This window comes from Rhodoblastus sp., assembly GCF_041915505.1.
In the GTDB taxonomy this organism is placed as follows: domain Bacteria; phylum Pseudomonadota; class Alphaproteobacteria; order Rhizobiales; family Beijerinckiaceae; genus Rhodoblastus.
This window is the reverse complement of the sequence record NZ_JAYSBG010000058.1, coordinates 1-14,343: the sequence shown is the minus strand read 5'-3', so window position 1 is coordinate 14,343 and position 14,343 is coordinate 1. Positions and strand designations below refer to the sequence as shown.

Genomic DNA, 14,343 nt, shown 5'->3' with positions numbered 1-14,343 from the left:
AGCAGGCCGACGCCAATCTGGCCAAAGCGAAGGAACAGCTCTCCTACGCCGTGCTGAAGGCAGATTATTCCGGTGTGGTCACCGCGACTTACGCCGAAATCGGCCAGACCGTTTCGCCGGGCCAGGCTGTGGTGGCGCTGGCGGAGCCGACCAAGCGCGACGCTGTGGTCGACGCGACCGACAGCATTGTCGACGCGTTGTGGATCGGGCAGCGTTTCAACGTCTCGCTGCAGATCAATCCCGATGTCTCCGCAAGCGGCGCCATCCGCGAAATCGCGCCGGAATCGGACCCTGTCACCCGCACCCGCCGCGTGAAGATCGCGCTCGACAATCCGCCAGACTCCTTCCGGATCGGGGCGACCATTTTCGCCCGTCTCGCCGCCGGATCCAGCGCCGCGATCCGCATTCCCGATTCCGCTTTGCTGCGCGACGGCGACAAGGCGCAGGTGTTCGTCGTCGATCCCCAAACCGGAAAAGTGTCGCTGCGCAATGTCGAAATCGCGCCGGATCGCGGCGAAGGGCGCTGGATCGTGCGCGCCGGCCTCGCGCCCGGCGAGCGCATCGTCACCGCTGGCGTGCATCGCCTCCATGAGGGCGACATTGTGAAGATCTATGGGAGCGAGGCCCCGTGAGCCGTTTCAATCTATCCGACTGGGCGCTCGATCGCCGTTCGCTGGTCTGGTATTTCATGCTCGTCTTCTTGCTGGCGGGCTTTTTCTCTTACGGCAAGCTGGGCCGCGAGGAAGATCCGAACTTCACCATCAAGACCATGGTGATCCAGGCCACCTGGCCGGGCGCAACCGCCGATGAAGTGACGCTGCAAGTTACCGAGCGGATCGAGCGCAAGCTCGAAGAACTGGAATCGCTCGACTTCACGCGTTCGATCACCACCGCCGGCGAGACCATCGTTTTCGTCAATCTGCTGCCGACCACGCGCGCCAGAGACGTCGAGCCGACCTGGGTGCGCGTCCGCAACATGATCGCGGACATCAAGAGCCAGTTCCCCACCGGTGTGCAGGGCCCGTTCTTCAACGACCGGTTCGGCGACGTCTACGGCAATATCTACGCCTTCACCGCCGACGGGCTGACCTTGCGTCAGCTCCGCGACCAGGTGGAATTCGCGCGCTCGCAGATTCTGACGGTGCCCAATGTCGGCCGCGTCGACCTCGTTGGCGAACAGGACGAGGCGATCTATCTCGAATTCTCGACCCGCAAGATCGCTGCGCTCGGGCTCGACATCCAGTCGGTCATGAACACGCTCGCCGCGCAGAATGCGGTGACGCCCTCCGGTTTCGTCCAGGCCGGTCCCGAGCGGATCGCCGTGCGCGTCAGCGGGCAGTTCTCGTCGGAGGACAGCCTGAGCGCGATCAATCTGCGCGTCAACGACCGCTTCTTTCCGCTGACTGATATCGCGACCGTAAAGCGCGGCTATGTCGATCCGCCGACCAAATTGTTCCGCTTCAAGGGCGAGCCGGCAATCGGCCTCGCCATCGGCATGAAACAGGGCGCCAATCTGCTGGAATTCGGCGCGGCTCTGGAAAAGAAAATCGAGCGGATCAAGGCCGAGCTGCCGGTCGGCGTCGACGTGTTCCGCGTATCGGATCAGCCGGCGGTGGTGGACGAGGCGGTGTCGGGCTTCACCCGCGGCCTGTTCGAAGCCATCATCATCGTGCTCGGCATCAGTTTCATCAGTCTGGGCTGGCGTGCGGGCCTCGTTGTCGCCATCGCCATTCCGCTGGTGCTCGCCATCACATTCCTGGTGATGCGCACGACCGACATTTCACTCCAGCGCATCTCGCTCGGCGCGCTGATCATCGCGCTCGGCCTGCTGGTCGACGACGCCATGATCGCGGTGGAGATGATGGTGGCCCGGCTGGAAGCTGGAGACAATCTGCGCAAGGCGGCGACTTACGTCTATACCAGCACGGCCTTTCCGATGCTGACCGGCACTTTGGTCACGGTCGCCGGCTTCATTCCGGTCGGCCTCAACAATAGCGCGGCGGGCGAATTCACCTTCACGCTCTTCGTGGTCATTGCGGTGTCGCTGGTCGTCTCCTGGATCGTCGCGGTGCTGTTCACGCCGCTGCTCGGCGTCACCATCCTGCCGGCGACGATGAAGGGCCATCATGAAACCGGCAAGGGCCGGTTCGGCCGCGCCTTCGACGGCGCGCTCGATTTCTGCATGAACCATCGCTGGATCACGATCGGCGCGACGCTGGCGACCTTCGTCCTCGCCATTGTCGGGATGGGCTTCGTGCAGCAGCAGTTCTTTCCGAGTTCGGACCGCCCGGAACTCATCATCGACTGGAACCTGCCGCAGAACGCCTCGATCCAGGACACCAGCGACCAGATCGCGCAGTTCGAGCGTGAAATGCTCGCCAAGGAGCCGGATGTCGAACTGTGGTCGAGCTATATCGGCGAAGGCGCCAAGCGTTTCGTGCTGTCCTTCGACGTCCAGCCCGCCAATATCGCCTTCGGGCAAACGGTCATCCTGACCAAGAGCATCGTGGCGCGCGACCGCCTGCGCCAGAAATATCACGAATGGCTGCGCAAGACCTTTCCCGGCACCGACGCCTTCGTGCATCTGCTCGACATCGGGCCGCCGGTCGGCCGGCCGGTGCAATATCGCGTCAGCGGCCCGGATATCGGCAAGGTGCGCGACTATGCGCAGGCGCTCGGCAATATTGTCGCGGCCAACCGCCATCTCGGCGACGTGACCTTCGACTGGATGGAGCCGGCGCGCATGGTCAAGGTCAATGTGCTGCAGGACAAGGCGCGCACACTCGGCGTCTCCTCGCAGGACATCGCCTCGACCATCAACAGCGTCGTCAATGGCGCGATGGTGACCCAGGTGCGCGACGACATCTATCTGGTCGATGTGATCGCCCGCGCGCGCGGCGACGAGCGCGCCACTGTCGAGACGCTCGAAAACCTGCAATTGCCCGCAGGCGCCGGACAATCCGTGCCGCTCGCGGCGGTGGCCAATTTCACTTATGGGCTGGAGCAGCCGACGATCTGGCGCCGCTCGCGCCTGCCGACGATCACCATCAAGGTCGCCGTCGTCGACAGCGTCCAACCTGCGACGGCGGTGACGGAACTCGAACCGGCGGTGAAGAAATTCTCCGCGACCCTGCCGCCGGAATATAAGGTCGAAGTCGGCGGCGCCGTCGAGGAAAGCGCCAAGGCGCAAGGCCCGATCAACGCCGTCATGCCGCTGATGCTGTTCGTCATGGCGACCATCCTGATGATCCAGTTGCAAAACTTCAGTCGTCTGTTCCTGGTGTTCGCGGTGGCCCCGCTCGCCATCATCGGCGTGGTCGTGGCGCTGCTTTCGAGTCATTCGCCGATGGGCTTCGTCGCCACGCTCGGCATCCTGGCTCTGATCGGCATTCTCATCCGCAACTCGGTCATCCTGATCGTGCAGATCGAAACCTTGCGGAACGAAGGCGTCACGCCCTGGGACGCCGTGCGCGAGGCGACGCAGCACCGGATGCGGCCGATCATGCTGACCGCCGCCGCCGCGACGCTCGCGCTGATCCCGATCTCGCGCGAGATCTTCTGGGGGCCGATGGCTTATGCGATGATGGGCGGCATCGTCATCGGCACCGCTCTGACGCTGCTGTTCTTGCCGGCGCTCTATCTCGCCTGGTTCCGCATCCGCAAGCCGGAGGACGCTGGACATCCCGCCTGACGAGGTCCATCTAGAAGACTGCCCCCTCGTCGGGCGCGCGAGTTTCGAGGCGATGATGGCGCGGGAGAACATCTGGCTGTGGCTCGGCGGCGGGCTCGCCGTCGCCTTGGCCGGCGCGGCGTTGGCGCTCTGGGCGCTCTATGGCCCGCTTGTCTTCGTCAACGCCCTCAACGCCGCCTGGACCTGCTTTTAAGATTCCATGACCGCATCCGACAACAAACCCGCACCCACCAATTCACGCGCGCCGCTGTGGCTGCTCATCGGCTGCGCGGCCTTCCTGGCGCTGGCGGCGGCGGGGATCACCCTGCTCAACCGCGAAAGCCCGAACGCCCCCGCGCCCGTCGCGATCGGCGGCCCCTTCGTTCTGGAGACCGGCGACAACCAAAAAGTCTCCGACCAGGACCTGCGCGGCGCGCCCTTCCTGGTGTTCTTCGGCTATACCCATTGCCCCGACGTCTGCCCGACCACTCTGTTCCAGATTTCGGAAATTTTGCGCGCGCTCGGCCCAGAGGCCAAAATCAAGGCTTTATTCGTCACGGTCGATCCCGAGCGCGACACGCCGCAGCTCATGCGCGATTACGCCAGCAGTTTCGACCCGCGCGTGATCGGCCTGTCCGGCGACCGCGACGCCATCGACCGCATGGAGCGGGCCTATCGCGTCTATGCGCGCAAGGCGCCCGCCAAAACCGGCGATTACGCCATGGACCATAGCGCGCTGATCTATCTGATGGACCGCGACGGCAAGTTCCTGCGCCCCTTCAATGTCGAGCGGCCGCCGGAACAGGCCGCCGCCGAATTGAAAGCCGTTCTCGCGGCTCAATAAAAGCCGATCGGGAAATATTTCAGGTAAAGCTCCGCCAGCACGCCGCGCTCGTCCAGCCGCTGCAAGGCCCGGTTGAGCGCGCGCCGCAGCACATCGTCGTCGGGCCGCACCGCAATGCCGACGCCCTCGCCGAAAAAAGCCGGCTCCAGATAGGGCCCGCCCCGGAAGGCGCAGCAGCCGCCGGAGCGGGGATCGTTCAGCCACAGCGCTAGACTGACGGCGTCGCCGAAGGCGAGATCGATCTTTTTCTCACGCAGAGCCGTCATCATGGCCGCGCGGTCGGGGAAGGACTGCACGGTCGAACGCCCGAAAAAACGCTGCAGAAAAGCCTCATGCGCGCTGCCCGCCTCGACGCCGATGGTTGCCTGCCGCAAGCCCTCCGGCCGGACGTCGAAATCCTTCGCGCCCGTAAGCGACACGAAGCGCGCCGGCGTGAGGTAATAAGGCGCCGTGAAACGGACCCGCGCCCGCGTCGCCGGCGTCTCTCGCAACGAGGCGACGATGGCGTCGCCCTCCTTGGCGTCCAGCGCGTCGAGCAGATTGTCCCAGCGGCGCGGCTGGATGGTGCAGCCGGCCTTCAACTCCGCGCAAAGGGCGCGGGCAAGATCGACATTGAAGCCCGCCAGCGCGCCATCGGCGCCCAGGAACTCGAACGGCGGATAATCATCGGCAGTGAGGAAGCGGATCTGTTTCGGCGCCTCGGGACCGAACGCGGCGGAGCGGTTCTGCGGATCGAACAAAGCCGGCGGCGCCCCCGCCCCGCCCTGCCGCTCGGGCTGGGCGAGGGAAGTCGTGGATTGAAGGGCCCCAAAAAAGCAAAGGCTTAGGCAAAATAGCTTGGCCGTGGCCGTGAAATGGCGGATAAAGAATACGGGCCCGCGCGTGGTCAAGTTCCGTTCCGATCGGCTCATGGTTCTCGAGTCCTTATATCCCAGCGGCGGGCGTTTTGAACCTGCCGGCAGGGCGGATTGGCCGCCCGAAATCGCCTTTCTCGCCGCGGCCGGGATCGAGACGGAAAAACTGGCCCATGCGGCGCGGCTGGCCGAGGCGCAAGGCGTCGGCGCCGATGAAATCCTCATCGCCGAGGGTCTGATCGAAGAGACCTTTTATTATGCCGCGCTCGCCCGGCGCCTGAACTGCCCCTATGTGGAGCGCGCCGCGGCGCTGGCGCCCGGCTTCGATTATCGCGCCGCCCTGCGCGCCAGCGTCGCCCGCGCCGATGCCGCGCAGGAAGGCTTCGACTGGCTGATGGCGCCGCGCGGCCCCCAGATCCGCGCCCTGCTCGCGCTCGGAGCCGGCGACGGGCGTCGCATCGCGATCTGCGCGCCAAAAGTGTTTTCCGCGCTGGCGCGCGCCAAGGGCCGCCGCGCGCTGTCCGACGACGCCAGCTACGCGCTCTCCCGCGCCGATTCCCGGCTCAGCGCCAACGCGCCGCAATTGTGCTGGAGCAACATCGTCAGCGTCCTGCTCAGCGTCACGGTTCTGGCGGGGCTTGCCGCGCTGTCGCCCGCGCTCTCGACGGCCGCCTCGCTGGCTCTCTCGCTGGTCTTTCTGGGCGGCGTCTATATCCGGCTCTGCGCCCTTCGGGCCAGCGCGGAGCCACGACGGCCCTCCCCGCCAAAGCTGAGCGACCGCGACCTTCCGACCTATACGATCATCGCGCCGATGCATCGCGAGGCCGCCGTCGCGGCGCAATTTCTCGACGCCTTACGCGCGCTGGATTATCCGGCGGCCAAGCTCGACGTGAAAATCGTGCTGGAGCATGACGACCGCGAAACCGCCGCCGCCTTGCGCGCCGCCGCGCCGCCGCCTTTTGTGGAAATCATCGTGGCGCCGCCCGGCTGGCCGCGCACCAAGCCGCGCGCCCTCAATGCGGCGCTGCCGCTGGCGCGCGGGCGGCTGCTCGCCATTTTCGACGCCGAGGACCGGCCGGACAGCGGACAATTGCGCCGCGCGGCGGAGGCCTTCGCGGTCGCCGGGCCGCGCGTCGCCTGCCTGCAGGCGCGGCTCGCGATCGACAATGGCGACAAGGGCTGGCTGGCCTATTTCTTCGCCATCGGCTACGCGGCTTTGTTCGACGTCATCAATCCCGGCCTCGCGGCGCTGCGCCTGCCCTTGCCGCTCGGCGGAACCTCAAACCATTTCCGCATCGACATCCTGCGCCGGATCATCGGCTGGGACGCCTGGAACGTCACCGAGGACGCCGATCTCGGCCTGCGCCTCGCCCGTTTCGGCTATAATGTCGGCATGATCGACGCGGCGACGCGCGAGGATGCGCCGCTCGAACTCGGCAACTGGATGGGGCAACGGACGCGCTGGACCAAAGGGTGGATGCAAACGCTCGCGGTCTTTCTGCGCACGCCGCGACGCCAGTTCCGCAACGCCGGCGCCGTTCCGGCGCTTTCCGCTTTATGCCTGATGTCGAGCCTGATCGCCGGGCCGCTGTTCGGCCCGCTCTATGGCGTGCGGCTGGCCATCGACATGATCTGGGGCGACCTGTTGTCGCCGCCGTCCCCCGCCCGCCTCGCGCTGTCGAGCGTGAGCCTCGGCATCGCCTTGTTCGGGACTTTGGCCTTCATCCTGCCCGCCGCCCTCGGCATGAGGCGGCGCGGGCTGAAACCCTCGCCGCTGCTGCTGCTGGCGCCCGCCTATTTCATCCTGCTCAGCGTCGCCGCCTGGCTGGCTTTGTGGGAATGGACGCTGAAACCCTTCGTGTGGAACAAGACCGACCATGTTCCACACGAAGCCGAGGCCGATCAGGCCGGAGCGGAGGCCAGGAATTTGCCGGCCAAGGCGTCCGCGATCAAGGCGCGGGCGTTGTCGACGCCATAAAGCGCGATGAACGAGCCGAAGCGCGGGCCGCGCGCCTCGCCGAGCAGCACCTGATAGAGCATGGCGAACCAGTCGTTCGACACGCCCGGCTTTTCCGGCGTCGCACCCTTGGCGGCGAAATTCTGGTAGCGCGGAATCGGGCGCGCCACGTCATAAAGTAGAGTCTGCACGTCCTCGGCGCTCGGATTGTCCGGCAGGCCGGCCAAAGCCTCGGACAGCGCCTCCAAAGCCGCGCGCTCCACCTCGTCGGCCGCGCGATAAACCTTTTTCGGCCGTACGAAATCGCGGAAATAGACCACGGCATAGCCGATCATCCGATCGAGACGCGGATATTTTTCCGGGCTGGCCGAAGGCGCATAACGGCGCAGGAAGCCCCACAACACCGCCGGATCCTCGCTATTCGCCACCGCCGCCAGATTCAGCAGCATGCCGAAGGAAATGGCGGTGCCTTTGGCGTCGCCCTCATGGCCGATGAATTCCGGCGCCGGCGGCTCGCCTTTATGGATATGCCAGGCCGGGTTGCCGAGCCGCAGCTTCCAGTCCTGACGCGGATAAGCGTCGAGAAAAGCGAGATATTCGTCGACGGCCTTGGGGATCACGTCGAAATAGAGTTTTTTGGCTTCGCGCGGCTTCCAATACATGAAGAAGGCGAGCGATTCCGGGCTGGCGTAGCGCAGCCATTCGTCGATGGTCAGGCCATTGCCCTTCGACTTGGAAATCTTCTGGCCGTTCTCATCAAGAAACAGCTCGTAATTGAAGCCTTCCGGCGGCGCGCAATCCAGCGCACGCGCGATCTCGCCCGACAGCTTGACGGAATCGATCAGGTCCTTGCCGGCCATTTCATAATCGACGCCGAGCGCGCACCAGCGCATGGCCCAGTCGGGCTTCCATTGCAGCTTGCAATGGCCCCCGGTGACCGGCGTCTCGAAACGCTCGCCGGTGTCGGGATCGCGCCAGGCCACCAGCCCGCGCGTGGAATCGATCTCGTCGAGCGGAACCTGCATGACGATCCCCGTGCGCGGGTGGATCGGCAGGAAGGGCGCATAGGAGGCGGCGCGTTCGGCGCGCAGCGAGGGCAGCATGATCGCCTGGACCGCCTCGTAACGCGCCAGCATTTTCAGCAGAGTCGCGTCGAACCGGCCCGATTGGTAATATTTCGTCGCGGAGGCGAATTCATAGTCGAAGCCGAAGGCGTCGAGAAAGGCGCGCAGCCGCGCGTTATTATGCTCGCCGAAGCTCGGATAATCGCCGAACGGGTCCGGCACCTGGGTCAGCGGCTTGCCGAGATGGGCGCCGACCAGTTCCTTGTTGGGAATATTGTCCGGCACCTTCCGCAGCCCGTCGAGATCGTCGGAAAAAGCCAACAGGCGCGTGGCGATCCTGCCTTCGGTCAGGGTCTCAAAAGCATGGCGCACCATGGTCGTGCGCGCGACCTCGCCGAACGTGCCGATATGAGGCAGGCCCGAGGGGCCGTAGCCGGTCTCGAACAGAACCTGTTTCTGCCCGGTGCGCTCCACTCTGGCCACGAGCTTTTTCGCCTCCTCGAACGGCCAGGCGTTCGATTGGCGGGCGAATGCGGCGAGTTGGGACGCGACTTCGTTCATTCCTTTAATCCTCGGCGGAAAAGCCGCCGTTCTTTGTTTCCTGGGGAGGTCCGCTTTTAGCCGCTGCGCGGCGCTGGCGAAAGGGCAAAAAAGATGCTGTAAATCGGCCGTTCCCGCAGGAGACGCCTTTGGCCCTGATTTACAAGATCCTGTCCGATGACGCCTGGCGCGCGGCGCTCGCGCGCGGCGCCTTCGAAGGCGCCGAAATCGACCTCAAGGACGGCTTCATTCATTTCTCCACCGCGGCGCAGGTCGAGGAGACGGCGGCCAAACATTTCGCCGGCCGCGACGACCTGCTGCTGGTCGCGGTGGAGGAAGAAAAGCTCGGCGACAAGCTGATCTACGAGGTCTCGCGCGGCGGCGCTTTGTTCCCGCATCTCTATGCGCCCCTACCGACCGCGCTCGCGGCCTTCGCCTCGCCCCTGAAACGCCGCGCCAACGGCGCCCATGATTTTTCCGGACTGCTCGGATGACGGGTTTTTTCGATTCCCTCGCTTTGCCTCTGCTGCAATCGCTCGACGCCGAACGCGCCCATCAATTGACCGTGCTGGCGCTGGAAAAGCTGCCGCTGCCGGGCGCCTGCGCCGATCACGACCTGCTCGGCCAGAATGTGTTTGGGCTCGATTTTCCCAATCCGATCGGCATGGCGGCGGGCTTCGACAAGGACGCCCGCGTCCCCGACGCCCTGCTGCGGCTGGGCTTCGGCTTCACCGAAGTCGGCACGCTGACGCCGCGCCCGCAGCCCGGCAATCCGAAGCCGCGCCTGTTCCGGCTGCGGGACGATCGCGGCGTGGTCAATCGGTTCGGCTTCAACAATGGCGGGCACGAGGCGGCGCGCGAGCGGCTGCTGGCGCGCGCCCGCCATGGCGGCGTCGTCGGCGTCAATATCGGCGCCAACAAGGATTCGACCGACCGCGCTGCCGATTATGTCGCCGGGATCGAGGCCTTCGCCGACGTCGCCTCCTATTTCACGGTCAATGTCTCCTCGCCCAACACGCCCGGCCTGCGCGACCTGCAACAGGCGGCGGCGCTCGACGATCTGCTCGCCCGCGTGCTCGACGCCCGCGACGCCTTGGCCGCGACCGAGCCGCGCCGGCCGGTGCTGCTGAAGATCGCGCCGGATGTCGCGCTCGGCGATCTCGACGACATCGTCCGCGTCGCCCGCACGCGCGGAGTCGACGGCATGATCGTCTCCAACACCACCATTTCGCGGCCCGACTCGCTGCGCGATCTCTCGCGCCGGGAAACCGGCGGCCTGTCAGGGGCGCCGTTGTTTGCGCTGTCTACCCGCATGCTGGCGCAGACCTTTGTCCGCGTGGATCGGCAGTTTCCGCTGATCGGCGTCGGCGGCGTGGATTCGCCTGAAGCCGCCTGGGCCAAGATCGAGGCCGGCGCGACGCTGGTGCAGCTTTATTCGGCTCTGGTGTTCGAAGGGCTCGGCCTGATCGAGCGCATCAAGGCGGGCCTGATCGACCATCTTCGCGCGCGAAAATTGCGGCAGATCGGCCCGGCGGTCGGCAGCGCGGCGCAGGACTGGCTTTAAGGCTTTCGTGGCGCCCTCATTGCTTCCGTCACTGTCCCAAGACTCTTGCGCACAAAGGCCCATGACCGATTCTCGCCTCCATGCTCCCGCCGTCGCCCGCAACCGCGAGCCCATTGTCGAAATCTTGCGCGGATTCCTGCCGGCCAAAGGCGTGGTTCTCGAAATCGCCAGCGGCTCGGGCGAGCATGTCGCGCATTTCGCCGGCGCCTTTCCCGGCCTGACCTTCCAGCCTTCCGATCCCGATCCGGCCGCCCGCGCCAGCATCGACGCCTGGACCGCCGCCAGCGGCCTGCCGAATATCAAGCCCGCCGTCGCGCTCGACGCCGCCCGCCCGCCGTGGCCCTTGTCCTGGGCCGACGCCATCCTGTGCATCAACATGATCCACATCTCGCCCTGGGCGGCGACCGAGGGCCTGTTCCATCAGGCTTATGAGCTTCTGCAGCCCGGCGCGCCGCTCTATGTCTATGGCGCCTTTCTGCGCGCGGGCGTCGAGACGGCGGAGAGCAATCTCGCCTTCGACGGCTGGCTGCGCGGGCAGAATGCCGAATGGGGCCTGCGCGATCTCGACGCCGTGACGGCGGTCGCGCGCGAGAACGAATTTTCGGCGCCGAAGGTGATCGAAATGCCGGCCAATAATCTCAGCCTGATCTTCCGTCGGATCTAGACCGTTTCAGCGTTTCAAGGAAACGCTGAAACGGTCTAGGTTTTTGTTTCGCTCTGTCCGCGTTGAGTGTGGGCCATCGCTCTGACCACTCGTAACTGAAATTGTTTAACAATAAAATTCCACTCAAATACCCGAATGCCTTTGGCTTTCGTATTTATTCGATGAGATCGTCCTTGTATAAGGCCACGATTTCCCTATCCAAGAATTGAAGCCTTTTATGCAGCCTGCTTGCATTTTCTTTCGTCGTCGCAACGTTTACAGGGATCAGATTATCCACTGGAAGCCCCGCCTCGACAGCATTAACCCATTTTGACATTTCTCCGATATAGGCGTCCAAGGCGCATGCTGGATTAGGAGCGTTGTCTACCACTAGGTAGGCAGGAGGAATATCGCCTACGACCACCCATACCAACGAATCTACCGACTTTGACGTCGGGATAATCTCAAAAAGAAATATTCCAATAAGATTTGCAAAACCAAGTCCAAAATATGCAGCGACCACCTTGTAGCACCAATTAAACGATTCTAAGTACGCCTTAGCTTCTTGGAACAGCGCGTTTAGCTGCTCAGTTTCTTCTGCATCCTCTCCATGCATTGAATCGAGAGGAACTATCTTCGAAACATCAATGTTTCTCATTAAATACCTCCTCGGGAAATTACAGTGACGCCTCACTAAATTTCGATTTCGCGTCGCCAGTTTATCCTTCCGCTTTTCCTCTCGCGATGAACGCCATGGGCAGGCGCCATCATCTCTTTCATGAGGGCCGAACCGAACGGCTGGTGCTGCTTCGTCCGTCTCGCCCACGCGAAGCAGTTCATTAGGCTCCGGTCGAGACACCATTACATCGGCGGTTGATCAGATTTTCGATGTCTCGATGATAGGCGTCGATGCGTCCGATACTCAACCCGGCGACATTCGCGCCGCCCGGCTGCAAACGGAACAAAAATCGAAAGCTATCGAGAACGCCCACACTCAACACGGGCAGAGCCTTTTGTTTTTGACGCGTATTCGCTTCGCGGACCCACGGTTCTTTATGCGAACCGGCATCCACTTCGTTTGAAAACGCTATAGCAACATCCGGCACGCTTTTCGCTTCGCGCCGACATGATCGACGCCCGCCTTCATGCGCCTGCCGTCGCCCGCAACCGCGACGCCATTGTCAAGGTTCTGCGCGGCTTCCTGCCGCGTCGGGGCCTGGTTCTCGAAATCGCCAGCGGCTCGGGCGAGCATGTCGTTCATTTTGCCGGCGCTTTTCCGCTGCTGACCTTTCAGCCCTCCGACATCGACGCCAATGCGCGCGCGAGCATCGACGCCTGGGTCGCCCGCAAGCGCGCCTGGACCGTCAATCCCGCCGTGCGGCTCGACGCCACGCGCCCGCCCCGGCCCGTCTGCCGCGCCGACGTCATCCTGTGCATCGACATGGCCCATGCCGCGCCCTGGGCGGCGACCGAGGGCCTGTTCTATCAGGCTTACGACCTGCTCCAGGCCGGATCGGCGCTTTATCTCTATGGCCCGTTCCTGCGCGAGGGCGTCGAGACGCCGGCGAGCCTGCTCGCCTTCGACGCGCAATTGCGGGCGCAAAATCCGGAATGGGGCCTGCGCGATCTGGCGGCTTTGTGCGCCGTGGCGCAGGACAATGATTTTTACGGCCCGGACATCATCGAAATGCCGGAAAATCGCCTGAGCCTGATCTTCCGCAGGCTTTAGGCGCTTTCAGGCGGTGGCGCGCCGCGCCAGCGCAGCAGCGCGGGCGCGAAACACATTGTCGATGAAAATACGCGCGCTTTCGGCCCAGGTGTAGCGCGCCGCGTGGGCGCGGCAATCGGCGCGCGACAGGGTCAGCGCGGCGAGGCAGGCCGAACGCAGGTCCTCGCTCAGCACGCCGATGCGCGGATCGGTGATGACGTCGATCGGACCCGGCACGGGAAAAGCGGCGACGGGCGCGCCGCAGGCCAAAGCCTCGATCATCACATTGCCGAAAGTGTCGGTGCGGCTCGGAAAGACGAAGACATCCGCGGCCGAATAATAAGCTGCGAGGTCGGGACGCGCCTTGACGCCGACAAAACGGGCGGCGGGAAAACGCTCCTGCAGCGGGCCGCGCGAGGGGCCGTCGCCGACCACGATTTTCGTGCCCGGCAGGTCGAGAGCCAGAAAGGCCTCGATGTTCTTTTCGGGCGCGACGCGCCCGCAATAAAGGAAGAAAGGACGCGGCAGGCCCGCCAATTCGGCCGGAACCGGCTCGATCGGGCGGAACAGGGTCTGATCGACGCCGCGCGGCCACAGCATCGGCGGCTGGAAGCCGCGCGCGGCGAGGTCGTCGGCGAGCGTCTGGGTGGCGACCATCAGCCCGGCGCTGCCGGAATGGAATTTTTTCAGCGCGGCATAGGACCAGGCGGCGGGAATCGGCCAGCGCGCCTCGACATATTCCGGGAACCGGGTGTGATAGGAGGTGGTGAACAATTCGCCGTTGCGTGGGCACCAATAGGAGGCGGCGACGCCGAGCGGCCCTTCGGTGGCGATATGGACATGGTCCGGCCGATGGGCCCGAATCAACTCGCCGACCGCCTTGGCGGTGGCCAAAGCCAGCCGGATCTCGGGATAGGACGGCGCGGCTATGGTGTGAAACTGGTCGGGCCCGATCACCACGAATTCATGGCCGAGCTTTTCCCCCGCCGAGATCAGATTGGACAGCGTGATCGCCACGCCATTGACCTGCGGACGCCAGGCGTCGGTGACGATGCAGATTTTCATGCGCGGTCAATTGTCATGCGGGAAATCCCGAACGGCGCGCGCGCCGATGCCCCAGGACCGACCGGCGGGCGGTCTGGCAAGGCCGGTCAAACGCGGTTTCGCCATGGCTCATGCTCATGCCGTAACAGCCCAGTATGACCGAAATAATAAGGCAGGGGCCCGCTGCGTGAAAGCGGCCGGAAAGGCTTAGTTTCTGCCGCGCATGTCGAGCAGGCGCAGGACCAGCCAGATCGGAATCACGATGGCCGCGCCGGCCACGACATATTCCGCGACGCCGCGAATCGCATCGAAGCCCATGGCCCAGAAGTGCTGGACGATTCCGCGCAGCCCGAGCAGCACGTCCATCGGCTTGATGTCGAGCCAGACCAGGAAGAAGCCGACGATCAGCGACAGGAACGCCAGCCGCACCGCCACCGATGACGGCTTGCCGCCGA

At 64.5% G+C, this 14,343-nt stretch carries 15 protein-coding genes; 9 read left to right on the top strand and 6 right to left on the bottom strand.

The features are described 5' to 3' along the window. The 4 genes from ACE3S9_RS06020 to ACE3S9_RS06005 all read left to right on the top strand — a co-directional run. Positions 1-632, top strand: a 632-nt coding sequence (locus ACE3S9_RS06020; protein ID WP_374545536.1) for an efflux RND transporter periplasmic adaptor subunit, incomplete at its 5' end; no start/stop codon positions are given. Continuing rightward, on the top strand, positions 629-3,691 hold the full coding sequence (locus ACE3S9_RS06015; protein ID WP_374545535.1) for an efflux RND transporter permease subunit: 3,063 nt from the start codon (positions 629-631) through the stop codon (positions 3,689-3,691). The genes ACE3S9_RS06020 and ACE3S9_RS06015, both read left to right, overlap by 4 nt. A gap of 55 nt (positions 3,692-3,746) precedes the next feature. After that, complete coding sequence (locus ACE3S9_RS06010; RefSeq protein ID WP_374545534.1) at positions 3,747-3,884, top strand: hypothetical protein; 138 nt, start codon at positions 3,747-3,749, stop codon at positions 3,882-3,884. Positions 3,885-3,890: 6 nt separating this feature from the next. After that, positions 3,891-4,514, top strand: a complete 624-nt coding sequence (locus ACE3S9_RS06005; RefSeq protein WP_374545533.1) for an SCO family protein — start codon at positions 3,891-3,893, stop codon at positions 4,512-4,514. On the opposite strand, the gene ACE3S9_RS06000 is transcribed toward ACE3S9_RS06005, so the two are convergent. Continuing rightward, entirely contained in the window at positions 4,508-5,254 is a 747-nt protein-coding gene (locus ACE3S9_RS06000; protein WP_374545532.1) for a transporter substrate-binding domain-containing protein, read from the bottom strand. The two genes, ACE3S9_RS06005 and ACE3S9_RS06000, sit on opposite strands and share 7 nt — an antisense overlap. Positions 5,255-5,423: 169 nt before the next feature. Here ACE3S9_RS06000 and ACE3S9_RS05995 point away from each other — a divergent pair, with 169 nt between their 5' ends. Next, positions 5,424-7,346, top strand: coding sequence for a glycosyltransferase family 2 protein (locus tag ACE3S9_RS05995; RefSeq protein ID WP_374545531.1), 1,923 nt, complete (start codon positions 5,424-5,426; stop codon positions 7,344-7,346). Here ACE3S9_RS05995 and ACE3S9_RS05990 read toward each other — a convergent pair. Continuing rightward, complete coding sequence (locus ACE3S9_RS05990) at positions 7,271-8,950, bottom strand: lysine--tRNA ligase (RefSeq protein WP_374545530.1); 1,680 nt, start codon at positions 8,948-8,950, stop codon at positions 7,271-7,273. The two genes, ACE3S9_RS05995 and ACE3S9_RS05990, sit on opposite strands and share 76 nt — an antisense overlap. A 128-nt stretch (positions 8,951-9,078) precedes the next feature. Between ACE3S9_RS05990 and ACE3S9_RS05985 the strand changes: the two genes are divergently transcribed. From ACE3S9_RS05985 to ACE3S9_RS05975, 3 genes are all read left to right on the top strand, one after another. Then, positions 9,079-9,423, top strand: coding sequence for a DUF952 domain-containing protein (locus tag ACE3S9_RS05985; RefSeq protein WP_374545529.1), 345 nt, complete (start codon positions 9,079-9,081; stop codon positions 9,421-9,423). Continuing rightward, positions 9,420-10,493, top strand: coding sequence for a quinone-dependent dihydroorotate dehydrogenase (locus tag ACE3S9_RS05980; protein ID WP_374545528.1), 1,074 nt, complete (start codon positions 9,420-9,422; stop codon positions 10,491-10,493). The genes ACE3S9_RS05985 and ACE3S9_RS05980 overlap by 4 nt, the downstream gene beginning before the upstream one ends. 61 nt (positions 10,494-10,554) lie before the next feature. Further along, entirely contained in the window at positions 10,555-11,157 is a 603-nt protein-coding gene (locus tag ACE3S9_RS05975; RefSeq protein ID WP_374545527.1) for a DUF938 domain-containing protein, read from the top strand. Positions 11,158-11,311: 154 nt separating this feature from the next. Here ACE3S9_RS05975 and ACE3S9_RS05970 read toward each other — a convergent pair whose 3' ends face one another. Together ACE3S9_RS05970 and ACE3S9_RS05965 are read right to left on the bottom strand one after the other, a co-directional pair. Next, entirely contained in the window at positions 11,312-11,794 is a 483-nt protein-coding gene (locus ACE3S9_RS05970; RefSeq protein ID WP_374545526.1) for a hypothetical protein, read from the bottom strand. A 181-nt stretch (positions 11,795-11,975) separates the two neighbouring features. Beyond that, positions 11,976-12,242, bottom strand: coding sequence for a hypothetical protein (locus ACE3S9_RS05965; protein ID WP_374545525.1), 267 nt, complete (start codon positions 12,240-12,242; stop codon positions 11,976-11,978). 20 nt (positions 12,243-12,262) lie between these two features. On the opposite strand from ACE3S9_RS05965, the gene ACE3S9_RS05960 reads away from it, so the two are divergent. After that, entirely contained in the window at positions 12,263-12,865 is a 603-nt protein-coding gene (locus ACE3S9_RS05960) for a DUF938 domain-containing protein (RefSeq protein ID WP_374545524.1), read from the top strand. 6 nt (positions 12,866-12,871) lie between these two features. On the opposite strand, the gene ACE3S9_RS05955 is transcribed toward ACE3S9_RS05960, so the two are convergent. Continuing rightward, entirely contained in the window at positions 12,872-13,909 is a 1,038-nt protein-coding gene (locus ACE3S9_RS05955; RefSeq protein WP_374545523.1) for a glycosyltransferase family 4 protein, read from the bottom strand. A 186-nt stretch (positions 13,910-14,095) separates the two neighbouring features. Then, positions 14,096-14,343 (bottom strand): DUF6460 domain-containing protein (locus ACE3S9_RS05950; protein WP_374545522.1); only part of this gene is annotated, 248 nt, incomplete at its 5' end.

Excerpts from the sequence above, each read along its gene's own strand:
- ACE3S9_RS06005 (WP_374545533.1), top strand. The coding sequence starts at position 3,891 with ATGACCGCATCCGACAACAAACCCGCACCCACCAATTCACGCGCGCCG.
- ACE3S9_RS05960 (WP_374545524.1), top strand. The coding sequence starts at position 12,263 with ATGATCGACGCCCGCCTTCATGCGCCTGCCGTCGCCCGCAACCGCGAC.
- ACE3S9_RS05970 (WP_374545526.1), bottom strand. The coding sequence starts at position 11,794 with ATGAGAAACATTGATGTTTCGAAGATAGTTCCTCTCGATTCAATGCAT.
- ACE3S9_RS05955 (WP_374545523.1), bottom strand. The coding sequence starts at position 13,909 with ATGAAAATCTGCATCGTCACCGACGCCTGGCGTCCGCAGGTCAATGGC.
- ACE3S9_RS06010 (WP_374545534.1), top strand. The coding sequence starts at position 3,747 with ATGGCGCGGGAGAACATCTGGCTGTGGCTCGGCGGCGGGCTCGCCGTC.
- ACE3S9_RS05975 (WP_374545527.1), top strand. The coding sequence starts at position 10,555 with ATGACCGATTCTCGCCTCCATGCTCCCGCCGTCGCCCGCAACCGCGAG.
- ACE3S9_RS05995 (WP_374545531.1), top strand. The coding sequence starts at position 5,424 with ATGGTTCTCGAGTCCTTATATCCCAGCGGCGGGCGTTTTGAACCTGCC.
- ACE3S9_RS05990 (WP_374545530.1), bottom strand. The coding sequence starts at position 8,950 with ATGAACGAAGTCGCGTCCCAACTCGCCGCATTCGCCCGCCAATCGAAC.
- ACE3S9_RS05980 (WP_374545528.1), top strand. The coding sequence starts at position 9,420 with ATGACGGGTTTTTTCGATTCCCTCGCTTTGCCTCTGCTGCAATCGCTC.